Origin of the sequence: Brevibacterium sp. SIMBA_078 (genome assembly GCF_046534565.1) — a bacterium.
Taxonomy (GTDB): Bacteria; Actinomycetota; Actinomycetes; order Actinomycetales; family Brevibacteriaceae; genus Brevibacterium.
The window spans coordinates 1,080,866-1,104,695 of record NZ_JAWRYQ010000001.1; the positions used below are offsets into that span (position 1 = coordinate 1,080,866).

Consider the following 23,830-nt stretch of genomic DNA (forward strand, 5'->3'; position numbering starts at 1 on the left):
CGTGTCCAGCTTCTCATCCCTGGCCCGGTCCTCGGCGATCATGACCGCCGGCACCATGACCTCGCGTGTGCTCGGCTTCGTCAAAGCCTCGATGCTGGCCATGGCGATCGGAGTCACGGCGGTCCAGGCCGATGCCTTCGATATCGCCAACAAGGTGCCGAACACCCTCTACATGCTGCTGGCCGGCGGCGTGGTCAATGCCGTCCTCGTCCCGCAGATCGTGCGTGCCTCCAAACGGGAGGACGGCGGCGAGGACTTCACGAACCGGCTGCTGACGCTGTCGTTCATGCTCCTGGCCGCCGTGAGCATCATCGCCACAGCTGCTGCCCCGCTGCTCGTCTGGCTCTACTCGTCGGGGTGGAGCGATGAACAGATGGCGCTGGCTACGGCTTTCGCCTTCTGGTGTCTGCCCCAGCTGTTCTTCTACGGCCTCTACACGCTGCTGGGCCAGGTGCTCAATGCGAAGTCGTCGTTCGGTCCCTATATGTGGGCACCGGTGCTCAACAACGTCGTCGCGATCGCCGGTCTCGCCGTCTTCATCCTCATCTTCGGCACGAACAATGCGTCTCCGCATGGGCTCGATACCTGGACCCCGGACAAGATCGCTCTCATCGCCGGAACGGCGACCCTCGGCGTTGCGGCTCAGGCGCTCATCCTCATCTGGCCGCTCAAGCGGATCGGCTTCAAGTACAGGCCGAAGTTCGGATTCCGCGGAGTCGGCCTCGGCTCGGCCGGCAAGGTCGCCTTCTGGACGTTCGCAGCCATGCTCATCGGTCAGATCGGGTTCCTCATCATCTCCCGCGTCGCCTCGGGGGCGTCTATCCCCGGCGACGGAAACGCCTCGAACGCCGCTTACACGACCGCCTACCTTGTGTTCATGCTCCCGCATTCACTCATCGCGGTGTCTCTGGCCACGGCGCTGTTCACCTCTCTGGCCAAGAACGCGGCCGATGAGGACACCGAAGCCGTCGTCGGCGACTTCTCGATGGGTGTGCGGATGGTCGGGATGGTCAACACCTTCGCCCTCGCCGCCCTCGTCGTCCTCGCCTCTCCAGTGGCCATGATCATCGCCGGTGAGGGACGGGAACAGGCCATGGCCATCGGTCTGGTCATCATCACGATGGTCTTCGGACTCGTTCCCTTCAGCGCGAACTATCTCGCGCAGCGAGTCTTCTACGCCTACGGGGATGCGAAGACCCCGTTCCTCATCCAGCTGCCGCAGATCATCTTCCAGTCCCTGGCGGTGCTCTCGGTATCGATCTTCCCGAAGTCGGTGACGGTGGCGATCATCGGTCTCGTCATGAGCCTCGGATATCTGATGGCGATGATCATCTCGTTTGCGGTCCTGAAGAAGCGCCTCGGCGCCATCGACCTGCGCGGAATCCTCACCTCGCACATGAAGTTCCTTCTCTCAGCGATCGTCGCCGCAGGCGCTGGGTTCGGTCTGCTCTACTTCTTCCCGGACTTCTCCCTGGCAGGACGCTGGCAGGCGTTCATCACCACGGCTGCCGTCGGCGTCGTGATGCTCCTGTTCTTCATCGGAGCTTGTTATTTGCTCAGAGTCAGAGAGTTGCATTCGATTATTGGCGTGGTAGCTGGAAAACTAAGGAAAACAGCCTGAGCCCCGTCAATCCCCACCGGAGGTGGTCGCCCTGATCGATATCGAACCCGGCATGGTGGTGGCCGGCCGTTATGTCGTATCGACCGTCGACCGCCGATGGCTTCCCGAAAAACCCGAGGTCGGTGCGGTCTGCACTGGGCTCGATGCGATCCTCGACGAACCCGTGCTCATCCTCGTCGCCGATGCCGACGGTTCCAACGACGTCCTCGAAGCCGCCCGTCGTGTATCGATCCTCGGTGACCCGCGCATCGCCCCGACCCTCGACGTCGGCCATTCCAACGGGCTGGACTACATCGTCATCAAGCGCATCGCGGTGACGCCGTTCAACCAGATCCTGCCCCGTTCGCCGCTGCCCGTCGACGCCGCCTGCGCGCTCATCGGCGAGGTCGGCTCGGCGCTCGTGACCTCGGCCAGGCGGGGACTGTTCCATATGTTCCTGCGTCCGAGCCTCGTCGGTCTGACGTCGAAGGGTGCGGTGGTCATCGCAGGCATCGGCATCGATGCGGCATTGGCGCTGGACACCGGGCTCGTCGAGCAGAAGGACTACACGCCGACCAAGGCCTCACGGCGAGACGCCCTCGCTCTCGTCCAGCTCTTCTACACTGCTCTGACCGGATACTGGCCCGGTGAAGAGGCATTCGACGGCATTCCTCCTGCGGAGAAGGAGAACGCCCGAATCGCCCGGGCGCAGGCGCTCAACCCCGATGTCCCTGACAGACTCGATGACTTCGTCAGTGGAATCATCACGGGTTCGGATCCCGGTCCGGGTTCGGTCGCCGAGGTTCTCGGCTACATCGACGAGTGGGACCCGGAACTGCTGCGCTACGTCAATCGTGCTCCGGTGGCGGAGAACGAGAATCTGTTCGATCAGTCGCCGCGCAGCTTCGATGAAGCCACCAGCCTGCCCGCTCCACGGTCGAAGACCATCGGACCCGGTCCCGGCAGTTCGACCAGCGCCAGCGAAGATCAGGTGCAGGCCGCCCTGGTGCGCATCGGAATCACCCGTCCGGGAACCCGGGGACTGGCCGCCGGAGTGGTCGGAAGCACCACGGGCCGCTATGCCGACAGGATGCAGATGCGCGAGGCCTCGAGCTTCCCGATCGCGAAGGAACAGCTCGACAGTGCCGCCCAGGACTGGGAGGAGTGGCAGCCGGAGCAGACGTATTCGGAGTATTCGGAGTACGCGGAGCACGAATACGACGAGAACCTCACGACCCCGATCATGAGTCGGGAAGACGATTCGGATCCCGACACTCAGGCACTTGAGATCGTCCCCGAGAACGATGACGACGGCGATGAGAACGATACGCGCGTGATCATGGACGGCGAGGACGAAGACGACGGTTCCTGGTTCCTCGGCGGCATGTTCGAAACCAATGAACAGCAGCGCGAGCATCAGCGACGTGAATATGAGCGTGAACGGCGGATCGCGAAGGCCAAGGAGGACGAGGCGCGCAGGCGGCTTGCCGCCTTCGAGGCGAGTTCGGCCGCCCGTCAGCAGGAAGCCAATGCTGCCGCACCGCCGAAGGAGATGCGCCGGCTGTCCCCGGACTCCGTGGACGAGCGAAGTGCAGGCGACGATCGTAAAGCCGTCGGAGAGCCCAGCGCCGAGGCGGCCGAGAACTCCTCAACTGTGCGTCCGGCCGAGCGCAAGGCCGGGAAACCTCGCCAACAGCACAGCGATTCGACCGATGCATCCCAGGCTGCGTCTGTGAAGAACCGAAACAAGGCTGCCGGGGCAGGAGGAGCCGCGGCTGCAGGCGTTGCCGGCGCTGCCGCGGCGGCGGGCGCTGCAGCCAAGTCCTCCGGTTCAGCGGCTTCGAGCTCCGCACCCGCAGCTGCCTCGGCCACGGCAGAGGGTGCCGGCGCTCGTGGCAGCACGGCTTCCGGCGGTGCAGGCAGCGGTTCCGGTGGAACAGGTCCCGACGAGCGTGATCCAGCTGCCACTCGGAAACCCTTCCTGTGGCTGGTTCTCGGCCTCGCGGTCGTTGCCGCAATCGTGCTCGGCATCGTCATCATCGGCTTCAACTCGGGAGACGAGGAGTCCACTCCGGTCTCCGAGACGTCCGCAGCGAGCGAGCAGCCGACGAAGAAGGAAGAGAAGAAGACTCCGAAAGCCGATCCTCCGAAGATCAAGACGGTCGAATCCCTCGACCCCGAAGGCGACGGATCGGAACACGACAGTGAAACCGAGAACGTCATTCCCAAGACCGAAGGGTCCTGGAACACCGACCGGTACAACTCGGCGAGCTTCGGCAATCTCAAATCCGGTGTCGGTCTGCTCTTCGAGTTCGAGGACGAGACCACCATGAGCAAGGTGAAGGTGGCGTCGGGGAACTCCGGAGGCAAGTTCGAGATCCGTGACGGTGAAGACCCCGAGGACGCGAAGGTCATCGGCGAAGGCGTGTTCGATGCCGACGGCGCCGTCACCGTGAAGTTCGATGAAGAGGTCAAGACGGACAAACTCATCCTCTGGGTCACCGAACTGCCGCAGACCGATGGCGGCTATAAGGCCACCATCAGCTCTGTGAAGTTCTTCTGAACCGACCAGCAGTTCCTCGCGCCCTGGTAGAAGGATCCCGGCGTCTTTCACGGCCTCCAGGGGAGCAACTGGGCTGGGTTCGACCGGCGGCTTCAATCCGGGATCCGGCTTCACTCACGGTCCCGTTGCAGGGAAGGGAGCCGGATGCCGGACAGGATGCGGGTGCGGAATAGTCCGCGGCACCGTACCGTTATAGATACGAACGTCATTTCGCGCGGCACTCCGCGGCGCGCTGAGCACAGCAGATAGAAGCAGGGAACTTTTCACATGACTGATACTCAACTGGTGATCATCGGATCGGGGCCGGCCGGTTACACCGCGGCCGTCTACGCGGCCCGTGCGAACCTCTCGCCGGTCGTCATCGCAGGATCGGTGACCGCAGGCGGCGAACTGATGAACACCACAGACGTCGAGAACTTCCCCGGATTCCCCGCCGGCGTACAGGGGCCCGAACTCATGGAGAGCATGCGCGAGCAGGCCGAGAAGTTCGGTGCCGAGGTCATCTACGACGATGTCGAGACCCTCAAACTCAACCCGGGTGCTCACGAGATCGAGACCGCTTTGGGGTCGCGTTACACAGCAAAGGCCGTGATCCTGGCGACCGGCTCGGCATACCGCGAACTCGGACTGCCCAATGAGAAGAAGCTCTCCGGGCACGGAGTCAGCTGGTGCGCCACCTGTGACGGATTCTTCTTCCGTGATCAGCACATCGCTGTCATCGGCGGTGGTGACTCGGCGCTTGAAGAGGCCACCTTCCTCACCCGCTTCGCCTCCAAGGTCACGCTGGTCCACCGCCGCCAGGAGCTGCGTGCTTCGCAGGCCATGCAGGACCGCGCGAACGCCGATGAGAAGCTCGAGTTCCTCCTCGACTCCGAGGTCGCCGAAGTCCACGGCGAAGATTCCCTCACCGGGCTGACCATCCGCAACACCGAGACCGGGGAGACCTCAGAACTGCCGGTGACCGGCATGTTCGTGGCTATCGGTTCCGACCCCCGCACAAGCCTGTTCGCCGATCAGCTTGAGATGCGCGCCGACGGGTACCTCAGCGTCGATGGTCGCACTTCGAAGACGTCTGTCGAGGGCGTCTTCGCTGCCGGCGACGTCATCGATTCGGTCTACCGTCAGGCCATCACTGCTGCCGGTTCGGGCTGCTCGGCCGCGCTGGACGCCGAACATTACCTCGGTGATCTCGAGGCTGCTTCTAAGCCCGCCGTGGCGGAGGCAGCAGTCGCCGAAGCCCCAGTCGCTTCCTGATCCCGAAACGTCCGTTCGTATAGCTGCTCGTGACAGCACATCGGGCCGAGCGAATAGACCCGGGAATGAAAGATCCAGCTCCACTGTTCCGATAGAGACATTCGTTGTGAAGGAAGGTTACTCATGTCGACAGAAGTCACTGATGCCACGTTCGAAGAGAACGTACTGAAGTCCGACAAGCCCGTACTCGTCGATTTCTGGGCTCCTTGGTGCGGCCCCTGCCGTATGGTCAGCCCTATCGTCGACCAGATCGCCGAAGAGCACGGAGACAAGCTCAACGTGGTCAAGGTCAACACTGACGAGAACCTCGAGACCGCAAGCACCTATGGAATCACCTCGATTCCGGCGCTCTACGTCTTCAAGGACGGCGAAGTCGCCAAGACCATCATCGGCGCACGTCCGAAGCCCGCACTCGAGGATGAGCTCTCCGACTTCATCTGATCGAGTTCTAAGGCGCCTGTTGTAGTATCAACGGGCGCCTTAGGCATTTCTGAGCGCCACTGAACACTGACCCTCGAAACGTATCACCGACGATTGGCACCGCATTGACGAACCCGAACTTACCGCGCTACTCGCGCGGCGACATTTCCGAAATGCTGCCCAATATCAAAGCTCAGATGGCCCGTTTGGGGCTCCATGTCGGTGATACCGAGACCGCGGACTTCGATCGAGCTTTCGAGTTGGGTGTCCGCCAGTTCCAGCAAGATCGGGGGATCCTCTGCGACGGTGTGTTGGGCCCTGAGACATTTTCTGCGCTGGAGCAGGCTCGATATCAGTTGGGCGACCGTGTGCTCCGATTCGACCCCGTGAGAGTGCTGACAGGCGATGATGTCGTCGACCTCCAGACCAAGCTCGCAGGCCTGGGCTTCTATCCGGGTCGTATCGATTCCGAGTACGCGTCACTGACCGAGACAGCGGTCAAGGAACTGCAGATGAGTTTGGGCACCAAGGTAGACGGAGTCACTGGACCGCAGACTCTCCGCGGTCTCAACGCGATCGACCGCAACCAGGACACCGGCAATCTTTTCGCGCTTCAGGAGCGTGCACGCGTGGCGGCTTCGGGTACGTCCCTCGTCGGCCGCACTTTCGTCATCGAGGCAGCAACTACAGTTGTAGATTTCCAGACGCTGCCGATGACGGATGAACAGTCGGCTCTCGAGCGTCAGATCACTCTCGATATCGCAAGTCGCCTTGTCGGTCGTTTGGAAGCCATCGGGGCAGGAGCTCTACTCCTCGAAGGCGATGCCGTCGAAGTCAATCGCGCGGATACCCTCGGCGCATCTGCGGTCATCACCGTCACAGCGGATGTCAGCAAATCCAAGGATGCCAACGGATTGGCGACCTTCTACTTCGGTCACGAACGTCAGTCGGACCTCAATTCGCCGACGGGGCAGAAGCTGGCAGAGCTCATCCAAGGAGAACTGGTCGCACGGACCGGAATGCTCGACTGCCGCACGCATGCACGCACGTGGTTATCACTCAAGCGACTGAAGACACCGAAGGTCCATGTCGTCAGCGGTTACCTCACCAACCAAGACGATCTCGAGAACCTCCAGGATCCGCACGTGCGAGACGCGATCGCCGACGGCATAGCCGCTGCACTGCAGCGCCTCTACATTGTGGAGGACAAGGATCCTCAGACAGGCACTCTCAGTCTCGATGCCATCAAAGCGCTGAACTAGTCAGCCAGCTTCTACGAACATCTTTGCAGAGCCGTGTTCCTTGAATAGGAGCACGGTTCTTCTCACTTCAGTCTTGAACCTCAGAGAACGGAACACCCGCCGACTGAAGACCGACACAAGGCGCTCTATACAAGCATCGAGGACGGGTTGATACAACCCCGAAAGAACACATACCACGACTCCCGGTCGATCCGCTCGTCCGCTGCGCAGTGGGCGAGACGAACTTAGTCGAGCTCGCACCCCGTGCCCGCGAGCCAGCACCGTGGGCCCGCGACTTAGCACAATGAGCCCCGCCACGATATGTTTCACGTGAAACGGCGCCCGTAGCAAACTTCAACCAGACACATCACCCGGATCAAATTGGGCTTCCGCTGAGAAGCGAGCCACTTTGAAGCCAACCTACTATTTGAAACCATCGGCCCCGCCCTCGTGTGACTTCGCAGCGACCATTCGCTCAGGCGGGTTCGCAGTCTCACCACGACCGACAGAGAATAGTTCCAATACAGTTGCTTCGTTTCACGTGAAACCATTTGGACTCTCCGCCGGAATAGGGCAAAAGAAAGCACCAACACCACGTAAGAGACCTGGCGGACACCAGCGCATCCGTATGGAAGCACAATAACCCTGCCATGCGCTCCTAAACCAATTTCGGTGGCACCTGCCGAGCACCTGTGGCAGCGCCACCTCTGCGAATGAGCGACCTAATCACCCAACCGAAAGCCGCAGCCGAATATGCTCTCACTCGGCACATCGAGACGACATGCATACGAGTGTAAAAGCACTCTGCTTCACACCTAACCCTAGAGACCTCGCTTGAATGCTCGCTCAACTACAAAGCGGCGGCGGAATTGCCTCCACCCTCTCCTGGGGAGTGGGTCGTTTCACGTGGAACATCGGTATCAAGATTCAGCCAGTGCCGGCAGTTGCCCCCTGCGTGAAAGAAGAGAGAACGTCCTCGCCTCTGATCGGTCGGTAGCAGCGACAAACGACCTAATTCACCCGTATATGTTCACTACGAAATGAACAGGCATTCTCCCGTCAGCCGGCTCCAATAGCCGGTGAAGATACGTTCTTCGACAGAAAACGTTTCACGTGAAACGGAATCTCCACTTGAAAGCCGTCGAAAGCAGTTCACCGCCACGGGTGGTCATCGCTGAGACTGAGTCAGACTGATCATAGACCAGACAACGACAAAATGAACATCTCTTCGTCTCGCCACGTATGACGAAGGCCAAGCCCACAGACAACGCCCGACGGCGTTACAGTCACGAAAGCGTTACAACTTGGTACGACAGACCAGGCAATACAAAATAGCCGAAGCACCGGCAACAGTGAAGGATTGAACACCCAAGCGCCGTAATAGCGACGCAGAACCGCTCTTTTCAAATATTTCCCATCAACATACAAAACGTCTGAGCTTGCTCGGGCAAACCCAGTTTCACGTGAAACATTTGCCATAGAACCGCTGCATCACGTGCCGAAGTACGCTGAATACGTCGATATCGTCTGAGGCACCATCCTATTCGCCACCTCCTGGATTCAGCTCGTCATTCCAAACACGCTCACCGGGTTGCCGGGTACGTCGGGCCCGAGGAAAGATGCTCTTGACGATTGTCCGTGGACACTACGACAGCGATCAACTGCAGTCAGCCATTGAATCGACATTAGATTGCAGACAGCAGCATTGAGCCGTAGAAGACCGTTCGATTCTCCAATGACGCCCAAAGAGAGGCTCCGATCTACGAATTCCATTCCATCCAGACTTGTTTCACATGAAACGCCACTCCCGCTCTCGTCGATCCAATTCGACTAGCCAGCAGAATCACCGGAACACACTTACCGCAATATAGGGTGTGTACCCACGATGATGCGCTATCCGGCGGAACCCAGACGCTCGAATTCGTCAGTTCATACCGCGCCGACCAACGGCGCTCGATCCGCAGGGCGTTAAATCACGGAGGCGGAAGGGGTGTTCCTGAAACCGTTCATTAGCGTCTGAAGGGTGGATCGGCCATTCTCAGGAGGCGAAAGTCGAAAGCTGATAAACCGAAATCCCTAACCAATTGGACGCGTAGAGAGCTGTCCGAATCGTTGTCCTGTTGGGGGTCCGGTAAGGGCATCGCGGGCGCAGTCACCTCTGTCTACGCAAGGCATTAACAACGGTTTCACGTGAAACATCGACTCGTCCGATATTGAAGCAGAGAACGACCTAGGCACATTAGCACCAACGTACCTCGTTTGAATTTGACGAGATTCTGTAGGGATATGACATAAGTTCCGATTCGCACGCCCCCTATTTCGTTAGAATAGCTGCCGCGCGTTTCACGTGAGACAGCGACATCTACTCAGTTTCGACCTACCTTCAGCAAGTACTCCTACTTGTCTCGAACCAGAGTATGGCCGCTCCAGTCGAAGCTACGGCGGCCGATCTGACCGTCCCGTTTCACGTGAAACAGCGCCTTAGGCAACGCACTCCTGATAGGTGACCAGCATAAAGACGCTTTCAGACTTTCTACCCACATCTACTAGAAGATGCATTCCTGAAACCCGCAGACTAACAGTGGGCCTCCTCGTCTCACCAGCGCACACCTAACGGGTGCAGAACTCACCACTAGAAACGTTCATACTAGCGATCTAATCCATGCTTCGAGGTGATTGGACGGAACAGGGATGAATACTTCCGACGACCTCGTTGGTCGGTCGACGAGTCGAACGGCAGCCAGCATCCCCACCGTTTCACGTGAAACGGTGGGGCCGTCGACGCATCAGCGAAAACCCACCTGGAGAATGTCGATAGTGACGTTCCAGCGCCTTGCCCGTGGAAACTCACACACTGTTTCAGGCAGCGTCCGCGACAAAAGAATGGGCTTCAGGGAAACATCCCAAAGCCCATCTTCACCTATTGCATTCTGTTCAGAGTGCGTCCTCATTCGAGATTCCCAACAGACCGAGAATACGGTCGAGATCCTCTTGATTCGCAAACTCCACACTCAGCTTGCCTTTGCGTTTGCCAACGGAGATGTTCACTTTGGTGTCGAGACGATCGCCCAAACGTTCAGCTACCGCGAGGAACTCCGGGGCCACCTTTGTCGTTGCACGTGAAACATTGATCGAATCACCTCGGTTGAGCAGAACGACAGCTTCTTCCGATGCCCTGACGGATAGACCCTCAGCAACGATTCGCTGCGCTAGCACTTCCATATGCTCCGGATCGCGCAGGCCGAGAATCGCCCGGGCATGACCAGCCGAAATGACGCCGGCAGCCACCCTCCTCTGCACGAGAGGAGGCAGGCGCAACAGACGCAGGGTATTGGAGATCTGTGGCCGAGAACGCCCAATACGCTCGGACAGCTCTTCCTGCGTGCACCCGAAGTCTTCGAGCAGCTGGCCATAAGCCGCTGCCTCTTCTAGTGGATTGAGCTCTGCACGGTGCAGGTTCTCCAGAAGCGCGTCACGGAGGAGGTCTGTGTCTTCGACATACCGGATGATTGCCGGAATCGTCGACAGACCAGCGTCCTTCGTCGCGCGAAGACGCCTCTCACCCATGATGAGCTCGAAGCGCGAGCGGTCGCTCGGCTTCTGCCTGACGACGACAGGCTGAAGGACGCCGATCTCACGAATGCTGTGGACCAATTCCGCCAGCAGATCTTCGTCAAAGACCGTTCGCGGCTGCCTGGGATTCGCATCGATCAGATCGACGTCAATCTCACCGAACTCGGTATCCGGAATCGATTCGACGCCTTCATAATCTTCGAGATCGCCCTCATCGGCGGTCTCCGAGGTGTCGGAGTCTGCCGATTCTTCGGTCGAGGATGAAGTACTCTTCCCTGCATTGGATTCAGTAGCTGTTGAAGTATCTGAATCCGAGGTCTCCGCCAGTCGAGACTCACCTTCGGAATCTTCTGACTCAGCATTCACTACATGCGTAGTGGCTGCTTGTTCATGAACTTCGGTGCCCTCGGACCGAACCTCTTCATCCGCCTCGTTGTCGTCATGGCTTCGACCAGACGACGTGTAAACGCCCGGATGCGTTTCGCGAACATCGTCCTCGGTCGACGCTGCTGCGGCGGACTCTGAGGACTGAGAGTCATTGATAAGGTCAGAGCTCACGTCGACCGACTCATTGCCGGTCGGCTCAGCCGAACTGGATTCAGCAGACGATCTCGCCGCTGGAGTCTCCATTTCGCCTGAGCTCGCCGCGGAGCCAGAAACCGCGGCGGAGGACGATGTCTTCCGCGTCGTATTCTTCGGCGCTGCAGACGCCTTCTCTGCGCTCTCCGCTGGGGTAGCAGAGGACGGACCGGACGCCGGCCGAGCAGAAGACCCAGCCTTCGTCTTCGTTGACGTCGATTCGGCGCCAGCAGAAGTTCTGGAGGAACCGCTCCCGGTGGCCTTCGATGCACTGGCCTTCGATGCGCTCGACTTCGCCGTCGAGGCCTTCGTTCCCGTCGTCTTGGAGGTCGCCGTCTTCGTCCCTGTCGACTTAGACGCAGTGGACTTAGAAGCGGTCGATTCAGAGGCGGTCGATTCAGAGGCGGTCGACTTCGAACCCGCGGGCTTGGACGCAGAGGTCTTGGACCCAGAGGTCTTGGACGACGCAGCCTTGGTCGTTCCCGATTTTGTCGACCCGGCCTTCGAGGACGCTGTCTTCGAGGCAGCAGTCTCAGTCTCGGTATCTGCCCCGGAAGTCGCGGAGGTCGATCGAGTTGTCCCGGAAGCCTTCGGCTTGCGTCGTCGGGACGACTGCATAGACGCAGCTGGGTCCGTGCGCGCAGTACGTGACGTCTTCGTCTCGCTCTCGCGTTTGCCGTCTTCCGCGTTCCCGCCGGAGAAGAACACATCCACCGGACGATCATTGGAGTTCGCGTCGGGGATCAATGCTCCGAGGCCCCGCCCCAGGCCCCTCTTTTTGCGTTCAACCACGACTTACTCCTCGATTCGCAATTTCTTCGGCGGCTTCCCGATAAGACAGGGCACCGCTGGAATGTGGGTCATATGAGATCACGGTCTGGCCGTAGCTCGGTGCCTCAGAGATCCTCACCGAGCGCGGAATGGCGGTACCGAGGACCTGCTCCGGGAAGTGAGTACGCACATCTTCAGCGACCTGAGCACTGAGGTTCGTCCGTCCGTCATACATCGTCAGCAGAATCGTCGTGATCGCCAATTCGGGATTGAGATGCTTCTGGATGAGCTGGATGTTCTTCAGCAGCTGGCTGAGGCCCTCGAGTGCATAGTATTCGCACTGGATCGGGATGAGGACTTCGCGAGCGGCCACGAAAGCGTTCACCGTCAGCAGACCGAGGCTGGGCGGGCAGTCGATGATGATGTAGTCGACGCGATCTCCCGCTGCTTCCTCCTCCTTGAGGTAGATGCCCAAGGCACGCTGCAGTCGCTGTTCACGTGCGACGAGGGACACGAGTTCGATCTCCGCGCCGGCGAGATCGATGGTGGCCGGCACGCACTTGAGAGTGTCGAAATCCGGACACTGCGCCACCGCCTCGCGCATCGGAACGTCATCGATGAGGACGTCGTAGATGCTCGTGACCTCGGAATAGTGGTCGATACCCAGCGCGGTGCTCGCGTTTCCCTGCGGATCGATGTCAATGAGCAGGACGTTGAGCCCCTGATTGGCCAGGGCCGCTGCGATGTTCACCGCCGTCGTGGTCTTTCCGACGCCACCCTTCTGGTTCGCGATCGTAAAGATACGGGTCGAGTCCGGCCGTGGAAAGGTTGTCTGCGACAGTCGATCCGCACGCCGGTTGTCCCGTGCAATCGCGGCACCAATGGGAGACGACTCATCCATGATCGGCATAGGGCGCACTCCATCATCCATCGGTTTCACAAGGCTCTTCCAGCCTAGACCAACTCTACTTCGTACTATTTCTTGACGATCTCGACGACACGACTCGGGACCTCGAGGATGCCGCCGCCATCGACGACGTGGATCTGAGGTTGGGACAGTCGATACCGTTTGATCAGTTTCTTCGCCTTGACCAGCTCGCCTTCGACGGAAGCTCCCTTTAGGGCGAGGATCCGGCCCCCGGGGCTGATGACCTCGCGGGTCCATTCGATCAGAGTCGTCATCGCCTTGACCGCGCGTGCGGTGACGACCGTGAACATCTCCTCGTCGACGAGCTCCTCGACGCGAGCACGCACGATCCGCACGTTCTCGAGTCCCAGATCGTCGACGACCATGTTCAGCCATTCGACACGGCGCTCCATCGGTTCGATGAGAACGATCTTCGCCTCGGGGCGCATCAGTGCGATCGGAATACCCGGCAGTCCGGCGCCGCTGCCGACATCACCGACGACATCATTTTCATTGATGTATTCGGCAACAACAGCGCAGTTGAGGATGTGCCGGGTCCACAGTCGATCGACCTCGCGCGGTCCGATGAGACCCCACTCTATTCCGGTGGTGGCCAGGTGTTCGGCATACCGCTGCGCGGCAGGATAAGCCGCACCGAAGTACTCTTCGGTGCCGGACGGAGGCGACTCGATCTCCGCCGGCGTCGACTCGTTCGAGAGCTCGGTGTCGTTCTCGGGCTGATCAGTCATCGGCGAGCCGGATGACGACATGACGACCGTCGCCCTCACCCTCGGACTCCGAAACCAGACCGGCGCGGGCAGCCTGGTCGTGGATGATCTTGCGCTCGAAGCTGTTCATCGGCTTGAACGCGAACTCCTCGCCGCCGTCCTTGACTTCGGCGATCGCGCGTTTGGCCTTCTTGATCAGCTCTTCGCGACGACTGTTGCGGAAACCGTCGATATCGAGCATCAGCCACGACCGCTGACCGGTCTGAGTCTGCACCGCCAGACGGCTGAGTTCCTGAAGCGCACCGAGGGTGCGGCCCTCACGGCCGACCAGGGTGCCCAGGTTGGAGTCCTCGTCGTCCTCGCAGACGATGGACAGCTGTGCACGGCCGTCGGCGACATCGATATCGATATCGCCGTCGATATCGGCCAGATCCATCAGCTCTTCGAGGTAGTCCGCGGCGATCTCGCCCTCTTCTTCGAGGAGTTCGGCACGGCTCGGCTTCGGCGAGGTCTCCTCCGGAGTCTCTTCCGGTGTCTGTTCGGAGGTCTCGTCGATCTTCTCTTCGGTCATGTCTGTCCTCAGCGCTTCTTGTTCTTCTTACGGTTCTTGCTCACAGGCTGCTGCCGCTGGCCGCTCTTCTTCGGGGCCTCCTCGGTGACGGTCGATCCCTTGAGCTCGTCCTGCTTCACAGTCTTGCCCCTGCGAGCCTTGCGCTCAAGCATCTCCTTCTCGGCCTTCGAGCCGGGAGCGGGCATATTGCGGATGACCATGTGCTGCTGGGCCATCGTCCAAGTGTTCGAGACCAGCCAGTAGATGAGGACACCGAGCGGGAAGTAGATTCCGCCGATGCCGAAGACGAGAGGCATCACGTAGAGCAGCATCTTCTGCGACTGCATCATCGGGTTGGCCATTGCCGACTCCGACATGTTCTTCGCCATCATCTGCTTCTGCGTGATGAACATGGTGGCGGCCATGATGACGATGAGGACACCTGTCAGCAGCTTGACCGCAAAGCCCGGGTCGGTGAAGACCGCCGAAAGGCTGATGCCGAAGATCGAGGACTGCTCGGCCTGAATCGCCAGCTGCTGCGTGAAACCGCCGATGGCTCCGACGTCACCGGAGGCGACCTTCGGCATATTGTGGATGACGCGGAAGAGCGAGAAGAAGATGGGCATCTGCACGAGCAGCGGCAGACACGATGCCCACGGGCTCGTCTTGTTGTCGCGGAACAGCGCCATCTGCTCTTCGGCCATGGCCTGGCGGGAGTACTGGTCCTTCTTGCCCTTGTACTTCGCCTGCAGGCGCTGGATCTCCGGCTGCAGCAGCTGCATCTTGCGCTGCGACTTGATCTGGTAGACGAAGAGGGGGATGAGGAGAGCACGGATGACCACGGTCAGTCCGGCGATCGAGAGGACCCAGGTCCAACCGCTGGCGGCCTCGAGACCGATTGCGGTGAAGATCTCGTGGAAGATCGCGAGGATCCAAGCAACTACCCACTGCAGCGGGTAGAGCAGCTTGTCCATCCAGTCCATTCAGTTCTCCTCGTTACACCGATTCTTGCGCGAAGTTCATTTTGCCATTGTTCACAGGTCTGCGCGACACGACGTGTGCCCCGAGGCAGTCCGCATCTTCACGCTCGTGCGCGGACTGCAAGTTCAATATGTTCAGGTGTGTGCCTGACCGCGGTGGATGGTCTTCGACCTGGCCTCCCGCGCCGAGCCCGGCACGTGGTCGACACCTCCGTGCGACCACGGATTGCAGCGCAGTATTCGCCACCCAGTTAACACCACGCCCTTGAGAACTCCGTGTATCTCGAACGCCTCGAGACCGTACATGGAGCAGCTGGGGTAGTAGCGACACACTTGGCCGTAGAGAGGTGAGATCACGATCCGATAGGCGCGGATGAACCAGACGAACGGCATCCTCGGTCCGATCAGGACGATCCAGCCGAGTGTCGGCCAGAAACCTGCCGGCCGGCGGGGCACCTCGGAGACATGCTTCAGATCATGCTCGGCGTCCACGACGTTCCAGCTTCTTCTCTGCCTTGACCAGCAGCTCGTCGACCTCGGCGGACAGTACGGCGAAGTCGACCTGTCCGGCATGCGGCAGCGCCCGGATGACGAACAGATCTCCTGATCTCAGCTTACCGAGCCGCGCACGCATGATCTCGCGCAGGCGGCGTTTGGTGCGGTTGCGCACCACGGCATTTCCGACGGCCTTGGATACGATGAAACCCACGCGTGCAGCGTGGGTATCATCGGTGTCTCTCAGGCTGTGCGCCATGAGATGCTCTGTGCGCACCCGGACCCCGGCTCTGAAGATTCGTCTGAAGTCTTCGCCGCTGCGGATCCGATGTGCCGCGTCAAGCATGCTCAGGCCGAAATGTCGGAACGTCCCTTGCGACGACGTGCAGCCAGGATCGAGCGGCCCGCGCGGGTGCGCATACGCAGACGGAAGCCGTGCTTCTTGGCGCGCTTACGGTTGTTGGGCTGGAATGTACGCTTGCTCACTTCAGTCTCCGATTTCTAGGTTGCGGGTGAACGCCGGTGCGTTCTCACAAAAAACGGCGGTGCGAGTCTCGACCGCCGAGCACTCCTGTGCATAAGAGCCAAAAGATAATCAGGATAATCGGATGAAGCCCGGTACACAGGACACTCCATCTTAGCGAGGCGGAATCGGACCGGTCAAACGGGATCCGCATGTTTCACGTCACGCTCGCCCGAAATTCATCGCCGTTCGCGTTCGCGTCATCAAGGCCCATCCACAAGTCACACCCATGTAGTTTTCCACAAGCTTATCCACGAGTGTGGAGATTCACTGGGCTGAGTCGGCACTAGTCCACATTCTGTGGAAAACTATGTGGAAGTCATGCACAGGTGTGGATCACGCCAGAACGAATTTTTTGAAAGCTGAGGAAATGTGACGGTGTCGAATTCCAAGAATGAGCTCATCGGCCGCTGGCACACGGTGGTCTCAAACCTGGAACAGGACCCAGACCTCACGTCGCATCAGAAGGGATTCCTCTCCCTCGCGTTGCCGAAGGCCCTCGTCGACAATGCGCTCATCCTTCTCGCCGTGCGTGACGAACACACCCGCCGCACCATCGAGACCCGACTGCTCGGCCCTCTGACCAGGGAGTTCTCAAAGGTGCTCGGTTTCGAGGTGACCTTCGGCTTCGTCGTCGATCCTGAACTCGACGTGCCGATCCGCTTCGAAGACCTCATTGGAGAGTCGACCCCTGGAACCCAGGTTCCCATCGATCCGGTCACCTCCACCTCGGCGACGGGATCCCCTGAACCCACCCCCACCGAGGCGACCGAACCGGTCCGGCCGGCACCCGCCGATCATTCGACGCCCGAATTCGCTCAGCCGCACCAGGGCCAGCCGGCTGCGCAGACCTCGGGTACCCAGATGCCACAGGCTCAGGCATCGGCGCTTCCGGCAACGCAGACGCCCGCCTCGCAGCCGCAGGCTCCCGACGATTCCGGCATGACTGACCGTGAGATGAAGATCGCCGAGGCGACAGCCGCCCCGATGGGCCCGCCCGTCGATGCTCCCGGCGTCGCTCAGCTCAACCCGAAATACACCTTCGACACCTTCGTCATCGGCGCTTCCAACAGGTTCGCCCATGCAGCGGCCTTCGCTGTCGCCGAGGCACCGGCCAAGGCCTACAATCCTCTGTTCATCTATGGGGACTCGGGATTGGGCAAGACCCACCTGCTCCACGCGATCGGCTACTACGCGACACAGCTGTTCCCAGAGATCCGAGTGAAGTACGTCTCCAGCGAAGAGTTCGTCAACGACTTCATCAATACGATCGGCTCATCGAAGACCTCGAATGCTCTGCGTCCCGCCTTCCAGCGCCGCTACCGCGAGGTCGACATCCTCATGATCGACGACATCCAGTTCCTACAGGGCAAGGATGCGACCGTCGAAGAGTTCTTCCATACATTCAACGCCCTGCACAATGAGGCCAAACAGGTCGTCATCACCTCCGATCAGCCGCCGAAGATGCTCAAGGGCTTCGAAGAGCGGCTGCGCTCCCGATTCGAATGGGGTCTGCTCACGGACGTGCAGCCTCCGGACATGGAGACTCGGTTCGCGATTCTGCGCCGCAAGGCCGCAGCCGAGCAGCTCGATGTTCCCGACGATGTCCTCGAATACATCGCCTCCCGTGTGTCCTCGAACATCCGCGAACTCGAAGGCGCCCTCATCCGGGTCACGGCATTCGCCAACCTCAACGATCAGCAGATCGACGTCTCCTTGGCCGAGACCGTTCTCAAGGACTTCATCACCCCCGATGACACCCCCGCGGTCACGGCCGCGGACATCATGGGCCAGACCGCTGCCTACTTCAGCCTCACCCTCGACGACCTGTGCGGAACCTCCCGGTCCAGGACTCTGACGACGGCCAGGCAGATCGCCATGTATCTGTGCCGTGAGCTCACCGACCTCTCCCTGCCGAAGATCGGACAGGCGTTCGGTGGACGCGATCACACCACCGTGATGCACGCGAACAAGAAGATTCGAACTCAGATGGCTGAACGACGGGCCGTCTACACCCAGGTCACCGAACTCACAAACCGCATTAAACAACAGCACCGCCTATAGAAGACGTCATACACATCTGTGGATAACCCTGGGGACAATTGCTCACAGCTTGGGGAAAGAGCGGTGGACAAAACTGGTCCACGGGTGGAAAGATGTGAACTACATGCTTGTGTTTACCCAAGCGCCCACCGACGTCTCGGTCGCGGTGCACATGGCATCCACAAGCTCATAATGGATCAGAACCCTTGATTACTCTGGGGTAAGCGGCACTTGTCCACAGTCTCCACAAGTGCTGATACTTCTACCAAGTGAATTCAACTCCTAAGAGGGCGACCGCCACCGACTGCTGCGGGGGATGAGCTTCGAGCTCATGAGCTCGAGGTCGAGAGAGTCATGGACCTGCAGAATATTCGAACACAGGATCCCGGCCGATTCTCGAATGCGAGATTCGGTCGCTGAGCACCCTCGGCATCCCTTTTCGGCCGGCACTCCTGAGGTGGGCACAAATCGGATAGGCTGTGTAAAGTTTTCCGAGCAGTATCGAGCCTGTGACTCGCAACCCGGAATCTCGTGCCAGATGCCCAGTGCAGGTCGGGTGGCCACCCCGAAGGAGTAAAGTGAACGCGGAAGCATCCCCCTTGAAGTTCAAAGTCAATCGCGACGTTCTCGCTGACGCTGTTGCCTGGGCGACCAAGACTCTGCCCAACCGTCCTTCCGCTCCGGTCCTCACCGGTATTCTCATCACCGCCGAAGCCGGCGGCACAGTGCGTCTGGCCGTCTTCGACTACGAAGTCTCATCCCGCGTCGAGATCGTCGCCGACGTCGCCTCCGCAGGAACGGTCCTCGTCTCCGGACGTCTGCTCGCCGACATCTCCAAGGCTCTGCCGAACCAAGAGGTCACCCTCGAACAGATCGATGCGAAGGTCGACGTCACCTGCGGATCCTCGCGCTTCTCACTCATGACGATGCCCGTGGCCGAATACCCCGCGCTGCCGCAGATCCCCGATGACTCCGGCACCGTTTCGGCCGGTGAGTTCCAAAACGCCGTCTCGCAGGTCACGATCGCGACCTCGAAGGACGACACCCTGCCGATCCTCACCAGCGTGAGAGTCGAGATCGAGGGCGAGAAGGTCACTATGCTCGCCACCGACCGCTACCGTCTGGCCGTTCGCGAGTTCACCTGGAACCCGGGTCGCCCCGACGTCTCGGCCGTGGCCCTGCTGCGCGGACGTACGCTCTCCGATGTCTCGAAGTCCCTCGGCGGCGATGTCACGATCGGTCTGAGCACCGATGCCGGCAAGGACCTCATCTCCTTCACCTCGGCGGGTCGAGTCACCACCTCGCTGCTCATCGAGGGCGAGTACCCGAAAGTCCGCTCGCTGTTCCCGGATTCGGTTCCGATCCACGCCATCGTCGAGACTGCCGTGCTGCGCGAAGCCGTTCGCCGTGTCTCGCTCGTGGCAGAACGCAACACCCCGCTGCGCTTCGAGGTCACCGACGGCATGCTCACCCTCCACGCCGGCACCGGTGACGACGCTCAGGCCTCCGAAGCCGTCGAAGCCACGCTCCAGGGCGACGAGATCACCGTCGGCTTCAACCCGCACTACATCGCCGAAGGTCTCGCCGCTGTCGAGAGCCCGTACGTGAACTTCTCCTTCACGCAGCCGATGAAGCCGGTCATCATCTCCGGGCAGAAGGAACTCGACGGTCCTGCCGACGAGTCCTATCGCTATCTGCTCATGCCCACGCGCATCTGAATGTGGATATCCCGACTCTCCCTGCGTGACTATCGGTCGTATCCGGAGCTCGACCTCGAGTTCTCACCCGGAGTCACCACATTCGTGGCCGACAATGGGACCGGGAAGACCAATATCGTCGAGGCGATCGGGTATCTCGCTCATCAGCGCTCCCACCGGGTGGCCTTCGACGCTCCGCTCGTCCATGAGGGGCGTCAGGCTGCGACGGTGTCCGCACTGGTCAACCGGGATCAACGGCATGCCACCGTCGAGGTGACGATCCAGGCCAAAGGTGCCAACCGGGCCCGGGTCAACCGCAATGCGGTGAAGCTCAAGGACATCCTCGGCTTCGTCTCCTGTGTCGTCTTCGCTCCCGAGGACCTCAGTCTGGTCCGCGGTGAACCGGCTGAACGCCGGTCGTGGATCGACACGCTCGTCGTGGCGCGCAATCCGCGCTTCGCCTCGATCATCACGGACTTCGAACGGGCACTCAAACAGCGCAATGCTCTGCTCAAACGGCTCCGCGAGGACCGCGATCCCGGCCTCGAGGCGACTCTCGACATCTGGAACATGGCCTACGCGGACTCCGCTGCCGAACTCGTCTTCGGGCGCCAGCGGATCCTCGCCGATATCGTCGAACCGCTGCAGACGAACTTCGCCTATATCGCAGCCGATGCCCGGCTGGAACGGCAAGGCGCCCACATCGCCTACGATCCGCGCATCGACTACTCACAGGCCGCATCCGCTGCCGACTGCAAGGAGCTGCTGCTGGCGGCCCTCGATCGTCGCCGCACGACTGAGATCGAGCGCGGACTGACCCTGCACGGACCCGGTCGCGATGATCTTTCGCTGATGATCGGAACCCATCCGGCGAAGGGCTATGCGTCTCACGGAGAGACCTGGTCGCTGGCGCTGGCCATGCAGCTGGCAGGGTGGGATCTGCTCTCCGCCGATGCCGGAAGCGCCGCTGAACAGCCGATCCTCGTCCTCGATGACGTCTTCGCCGAACTCGACACCGGTCGGCGTCAGCGTCTGGCTTCCAGAGTGACATCGGCCGAACAGGTCTTCATCACCGCGGCCGTCGACTCCGATCTGCCCGATGGTCTCGAAGGAATCCGGATCGACCAGTCCCGACTCCTGCAGAGCGGCGCATCATGAGCGGCATCGACCGGGACTACTCCACTCCCGTCGCCGCACTCGAAGCCCTCGACCGAGTCCGCCGGATGGAGGTCACCGAAGCGAAGTTCGTCCGCAGCCGTCGCCGTTCCCGCCTGCGCGGCGAAGCCGTCTACTCGGGGTCGGGTCGAGACGGCCGTGACCCGAAGACCGTGTCATCTGTGCTCGGTTCGCTCATCACGGACCGCGGCTGGTCGTCCTCACTCGACATCGGCAAGGTGCTCGGCCGGTGGCCCGACCTCGTCGGACCCCAGGTGGCCCAGCACGCGACCCCCGTCGACTTCTCTCCTCCACTGCTCGTCATCGCCGCAGACTCGACGACCTGGGCGACCCAGCTGCGAGTGCTCAAACCGACGATCCTGCGCAGACTCGAGGAAGGGCTGGGCTCGGCGACGATCACCGAGATCGAGATCAAGGGGCCACAGGGACGCAGCTTCAAACGCGGTCGACGATCGGTGGCCGGCCGCGGACCTCGGGACACATTCGGGTGAAGTGGGCAGCCGCCTCGGCGAAATTCCGGGAAGAATCCCTGTATTTCTGAGAAGAACACAGAGGGCCTTAAACGGCCATAGCCGCTCCCTTACCTGTCCGGGGGTACATCTGCGGCACGAAAATTCGGGAAATACGCCTTCACAGGCCGCTTACGGGCATTTCAGCCTGCGGCGCGGTAGAATGGGGAGCTGATAGCGACCATCCGAACAAGGAGTCATATGACGACCGAGGATCAGCCTCATTATGATGCCGGCGACATCACTGTTCTCGAGGGTCTCGAGGCAGTCCGAAAACGGCCCGGCATGTACATCGGTTCGACCTCGGAACGTGGTCTCCACCACCTCGTTCAGGAGATCGTCGACAACTCGGTCGACGAGGCGATGGCCGGCTACTGCGATCATATCGAGGTCACCATCCTCGCCGACGGAGGCGTCCGTGTCGCCGATGACGGCCGCGGAATGCCGGTGGCGATGCACCCGACGGAAGGCAAGCCGACCGTCGAGGTGATCCTCACGATCCTCCACGCCGGCGGTAAGTTCGGCGGCGGCGGATACGCCGTGGCAGGCGGTCTCCACGGTGTGGGTTCGACCGTCGTCAACGCACTGTCCGAACGACTCGAGGTCGAGGTCAGGCGCGACGGCTACGTATGGACGATGGACTTCGACCGTGGCGTGCCCAACGGCGAACTGCAGCGCGGCGAAGCCACCGATGAAACGGGCACGACCGTGACCTTCTGGCCGGACGGCTCGATCTTCGAGACCACGGACTTCTCCTATGAGTACCTCCGTGCGCGCTTCCAGCAGATGGCCTTCCTCAACAAGGGCCTGAAGATCAGCCTCACCGATGAGCGCCACAACGAAGTCGATGACGACGATGTCCAGATCGACGAGGACGAGGCGACCGAGTGGAAGCCGCGCACCGTGACCTACGAGTACGCGAACGGTCTGCTCGACTATGTCGAGTACCTCAACTCGACGAAGAAGGCCGACCTCGTCCACCCCGATGTCATCGTCTTCGAAGCCGAAGAGGGCGAACAGACTCTCGCACTTGAGATCGCGATGCAGTGGACGACGTCGTACAACGAGTCCGTCCACACCTACGCCAACGTCATCAACACCCATGAGGGCGGCACCCACGAAGAGGGCTTCCGCACGGCTCTGACCTCGCTGGTCAATGCGTATGCGAAGGAACAGAAGCTGCTGCGCGACAAGGACCCGAACCTCACCGGCGATGACATCCGCGAGGGTCTCACGGCCGTCATCTCCGTCAAGCTCGGCGATCCCCAGTTCGAGGGTCAGACGAAGACGAAGCTCGGCAACTCCGAGGTCAAGGGCTTCGTCCAGCGGGTGGTCCGCGACGAACTCGGACACTGGTTCGAGTCGAACCCGGCCCAGGCCAAGGACGTCGTGCGCAAGGCGCTGCAGGCCTCCCAGGCCCGCCTGGCCGCCCGCAAGGCCCGTGAGGCCACTCGCCGCAAGGGACTGCTCGAGTCTTCGGGTATGCCCGGCAAGCTCAAGGACTGCCAGTCGAAGGACCCTTTCGTATCCGAAGTCTTCATCGTCGAGGGTGACTCGGCCGGCGGCTCGGCGACTCAGGGCCGCAACCCGAACACTCAGGCGATCCTGCCGCTGCGCGGAAAGATCCTCAACGTCGAAAAGGCTCGACTCGACCGCGCCCTGGGCAACAACGAAGTCCAGGCGATGATCACGGCCTTCGGCACCGGCATCGGTGAGGAATTCGATCTCGAGAAGCTGCGCTATCACAAGATCGTCCTCATGGCCGACGCCGATGTCGACGGTCAGCACATCACGACCCTGCTGCTGACGCTGATCTTCCGGTACATGAAGCCGCTCATCGAGCACGGCTACGTCTACCTCGCGACCCCGCCGCTCTACCGCATCAAGTGGTCGAACGCCCCGCACCAGTTCGCCTACACCGACAAGGAACGCGACGGACTGCTCGAGACCGGGCGGGCCGCCGGCAAGCGACTGCCCAAGGATCTCGCGATCCAGCGCTACAAGGGTCTGGGCGAGATGAACTACGAGGAGCTGTGGGAGACGACGATGGATCCCGACCACCGGCTGCTCAAGCAGGTGTCGCTCGACGATGCGATCGTCGCCGACGAGATCTTCACCGTCCTCATGGGCGACGACGTGGATTCGCGTCGCCGCTTCATCCAGGAGAACGCGAAGGACGTCCGCTTCCTCGATATCTGATCATCCGTCCTCACCGGGCAGC

At 60.8% G+C, this 23,830-nt stretch carries 19 protein-coding genes; 11 read left to right on the forward strand and 8 right to left on the reverse strand.

What is annotated here, in order from left to right; genetic code table 11:
- Position 1: 1 nt before the first annotated feature.
- The 5 genes from murJ (at position 2) to SB749_RS04840 (ending at position 7,099) form a co-directional block, all read left to right on the forward strand.
- Positions 2-1,621 (forward strand): murein biosynthesis integral membrane protein MurJ, encoded by a 1,620-nt coding sequence (gene murJ / locus SB749_RS04820; protein WP_410709316.1) that lies wholly within the window; start codon positions 2-4, stop codon positions 1,619-1,621.
- 22 nt (positions 1,622-1,643) lie between these two features.
- Positions 1,644-4,163 (forward strand): virulence factor MviN, encoded by a 2,520-nt coding sequence (locus tag SB749_RS04825; RefSeq protein WP_410709317.1) that lies wholly within the window; start codon positions 1,644-1,646, stop codon positions 4,161-4,163.
- 267 nt (positions 4,164-4,430) lie between these two features.
- On the forward strand, positions 4,431-5,417 hold the full coding sequence (trxB, locus tag SB749_RS04830; RefSeq protein WP_410709318.1) for a thioredoxin-disulfide reductase: 987 nt from the start codon (positions 4,431-4,433) through the stop codon (positions 5,415-5,417).
- Positions 5,418-5,540: 123 nt separating this feature from the next.
- Complete coding sequence (gene trxA / locus SB749_RS04835) at positions 5,541-5,858, forward strand: thioredoxin (RefSeq protein WP_039211718.1); 318 nt, start codon at positions 5,541-5,543, stop codon at positions 5,856-5,858.
- 152 nt (positions 5,859-6,010) lie between these two features.
- The gene (locus tag SB749_RS04840; protein WP_410709319.1) at positions 6,011-7,099 is read left to right on the forward strand and encodes a peptidoglycan-binding protein; all 1,089 of its coding nucleotides are present in this window, start codon (positions 6,011-6,013) and stop codon (positions 7,097-7,099) included.
- Positions 7,100-10,012: 2,913 nt separating this feature from the next.
- Here the strand turns inward: SB749_RS04840 and SB749_RS04845 are convergent.
- Entirely contained in the window at positions 10,013-11,209 is a 1,197-nt protein-coding gene (locus SB749_RS04845; protein WP_410709320.1) for a ParB/RepB/Spo0J family partition protein, read from the reverse strand.
- Between SB749_RS04845 and SB749_RS04850 the strand changes: the two genes are divergently transcribed.
- On the forward strand, positions 11,190-12,098 hold the full coding sequence (locus SB749_RS04850) for a hypothetical protein (protein ID WP_410709321.1): 909 nt from the start codon (positions 11,190-11,192) through the stop codon (positions 12,096-12,098). The two genes, SB749_RS04845 and SB749_RS04850, sit on opposite strands and share 20 nt — an antisense overlap.
- Here SB749_RS04850 and SB749_RS04855 read toward each other — a convergent pair.
- The 7 genes from SB749_RS04855 to rpmH all read right to left on the reverse strand — a co-directional run bounded on the left by SB749_RS04855 (position 12,015) and on the right by rpmH (position 16,147).
- Entirely contained in the window at positions 12,015-12,911 is an 897-nt protein-coding gene (locus tag SB749_RS04855; RefSeq protein WP_139467600.1) for a ParA family protein, read from the reverse strand. The two genes, SB749_RS04850 and SB749_RS04855, sit on opposite strands and share 84 nt — an antisense overlap.
- 65 nt (positions 12,912-12,976) lie before the next feature.
- The gene (gene rsmG / locus SB749_RS04860; protein ID WP_410709322.1) at positions 12,977-13,657 is read right to left on the reverse strand and encodes a 16S rRNA (guanine(527)-N(7))-methyltransferase RsmG; all 681 of its coding nucleotides are present in this window, start codon (positions 13,655-13,657) and stop codon (positions 12,977-12,979) included.
- Positions 13,650-14,207, reverse strand: a complete 558-nt coding sequence (locus SB749_RS04865) for a protein jag (protein ID WP_139909522.1) — start codon at positions 14,205-14,207, stop codon at positions 13,650-13,652. The genes rsmG and SB749_RS04865 overlap by 8 nt, the downstream gene beginning before the upstream one ends.
- Positions 14,208-14,215: 8 nt before the next feature.
- Positions 14,216-15,169, reverse strand: a complete 954-nt coding sequence (gene yidC / locus SB749_RS04870; RefSeq protein ID WP_410709323.1) for a membrane protein insertase YidC — start codon at positions 15,167-15,169, stop codon at positions 14,216-14,218.
- A 132-nt stretch (positions 15,170-15,301) separates the two neighbouring features.
- Positions 15,302-15,658 (reverse strand): membrane protein insertion efficiency factor YidD, encoded by a 357-nt coding sequence (gene yidD / locus SB749_RS04875; protein ID WP_248283866.1) that lies wholly within the window; start codon positions 15,656-15,658, stop codon positions 15,302-15,304.
- A complete protein-coding gene (gene rnpA / locus SB749_RS04880; RefSeq protein WP_410709324.1) occupies positions 15,642-16,007 on the reverse strand; it encodes a ribonuclease P protein component in 366 nt (121 codons plus the stop codon). Before rnpA ends, yidD begins: the two co-directional genes overlap by 17 nt.
- Positions 16,008-16,009: 2 nt before the next feature.
- On the reverse strand, positions 16,010-16,147 hold the full coding sequence (rpmH, locus tag SB749_RS04885; RefSeq protein ID WP_039211706.1) for a 50S ribosomal protein L34: 138 nt from the start codon (positions 16,145-16,147) through the stop codon (positions 16,010-16,012).
- A gap of 415 nt (positions 16,148-16,562) precedes the next feature.
- On the opposite strand from rpmH, the gene dnaA reads away from it, so the two are divergent.
- The 5 genes from dnaA (at position 16,563) to gyrB (ending at position 23,808) form a co-directional block, all read left to right on the forward strand.
- Positions 16,563-18,248, forward strand: a complete 1,686-nt coding sequence (dnaA, locus tag SB749_RS04890; RefSeq protein WP_370035077.1) for a chromosomal replication initiator protein DnaA — start codon at positions 16,563-16,565, stop codon at positions 18,246-18,248.
- 557 nt (positions 18,249-18,805) lie between these two features.
- The gene (dnaN, locus tag SB749_RS04895) at positions 18,806-19,945 is read left to right on the forward strand and encodes a DNA polymerase III subunit beta (RefSeq protein ID WP_172173149.1); all 1,140 of its coding nucleotides are present in this window, start codon (positions 18,806-18,808) and stop codon (positions 19,943-19,945) included.
- The gene (recF, locus tag SB749_RS04900; RefSeq protein WP_410709325.1) at positions 19,946-21,082 is read left to right on the forward strand and encodes a DNA replication/repair protein RecF; all 1,137 of its coding nucleotides are present in this window, start codon (positions 19,946-19,948) and stop codon (positions 21,080-21,082) included.
- Entirely contained in the window at positions 21,079-21,591 is a 513-nt protein-coding gene (locus tag SB749_RS04905) for a DUF721 domain-containing protein (protein ID WP_101546518.1), read from the forward strand. The genes recF and SB749_RS04905 overlap by 4 nt, the downstream gene beginning before the upstream one ends.
- A gap of 219 nt (positions 21,592-21,810) precedes the next feature.
- A complete protein-coding gene (gyrB, locus tag SB749_RS04910) occupies positions 21,811-23,808 on the forward strand; it encodes a DNA topoisomerase (ATP-hydrolyzing) subunit B (RefSeq protein WP_410709326.1) in 1,998 nt (665 codons plus the stop codon).
- Positions 23,809-23,830: the final 22 nt, after the last annotated feature.

Coding starts and splice junctions, on each gene's coding strand:
- trxA (WP_039211718.1), top strand. CDS start 5,541: ATGTCGACAGAAGTCACTGATGCCACGTTCGAAGAGAACGTACTGAAG.
- SB749_RS04855 (WP_139467600.1), bottom strand. CDS start 12,911: ATGCCGATCATGGATGAGTCGTCTCCCATTGGTGCCGCGATTGCACGG.
- rnpA (WP_410709324.1), bottom strand. CDS start 16,007: ATGCTTGACGCGGCACATCGGATCCGCAGCGGCGAAGACTTCAGACGA.
- rsmG (WP_410709322.1), bottom strand. CDS start 13,657: ATGACTGATCAGCCCGAGAACGACACCGAGCTCTCGAACGAGTCGACG.
- SB749_RS04905 (WP_101546518.1), top strand. CDS start 21,079: ATGAGCGGCATCGACCGGGACTACTCCACTCCCGTCGCCGCACTCGAA.
- gyrB (WP_410709326.1), top strand. CDS start 21,811: ATGACGACCGAGGATCAGCCTCATTATGATGCCGGCGACATCACTGTT.
- recF (WP_410709325.1), top strand. CDS start 19,946: ATGTGGATATCCCGACTCTCCCTGCGTGACTATCGGTCGTATCCGGAG.
- trxB (WP_410709318.1), top strand. CDS start 4,431: ATGACTGATACTCAACTGGTGATCATCGGATCGGGGCCGGCCGGTTAC.
- SB749_RS04840 (WP_410709319.1), top strand. CDS start 6,011: ATGCTGCCCAATATCAAAGCTCAGATGGCCCGTTTGGGGCTCCATGTC.
- yidC (WP_410709323.1), bottom strand. CDS start 15,169: ATGGACTGGATGGACAAGCTGCTCTACCCGCTGCAGTGGGTAGTTGCT.
- SB749_RS04865 (WP_139909522.1), bottom strand. CDS start 14,207: ATGACCGAAGAGAAGATCGACGAGACCTCCGAACAGACACCGGAAGAG.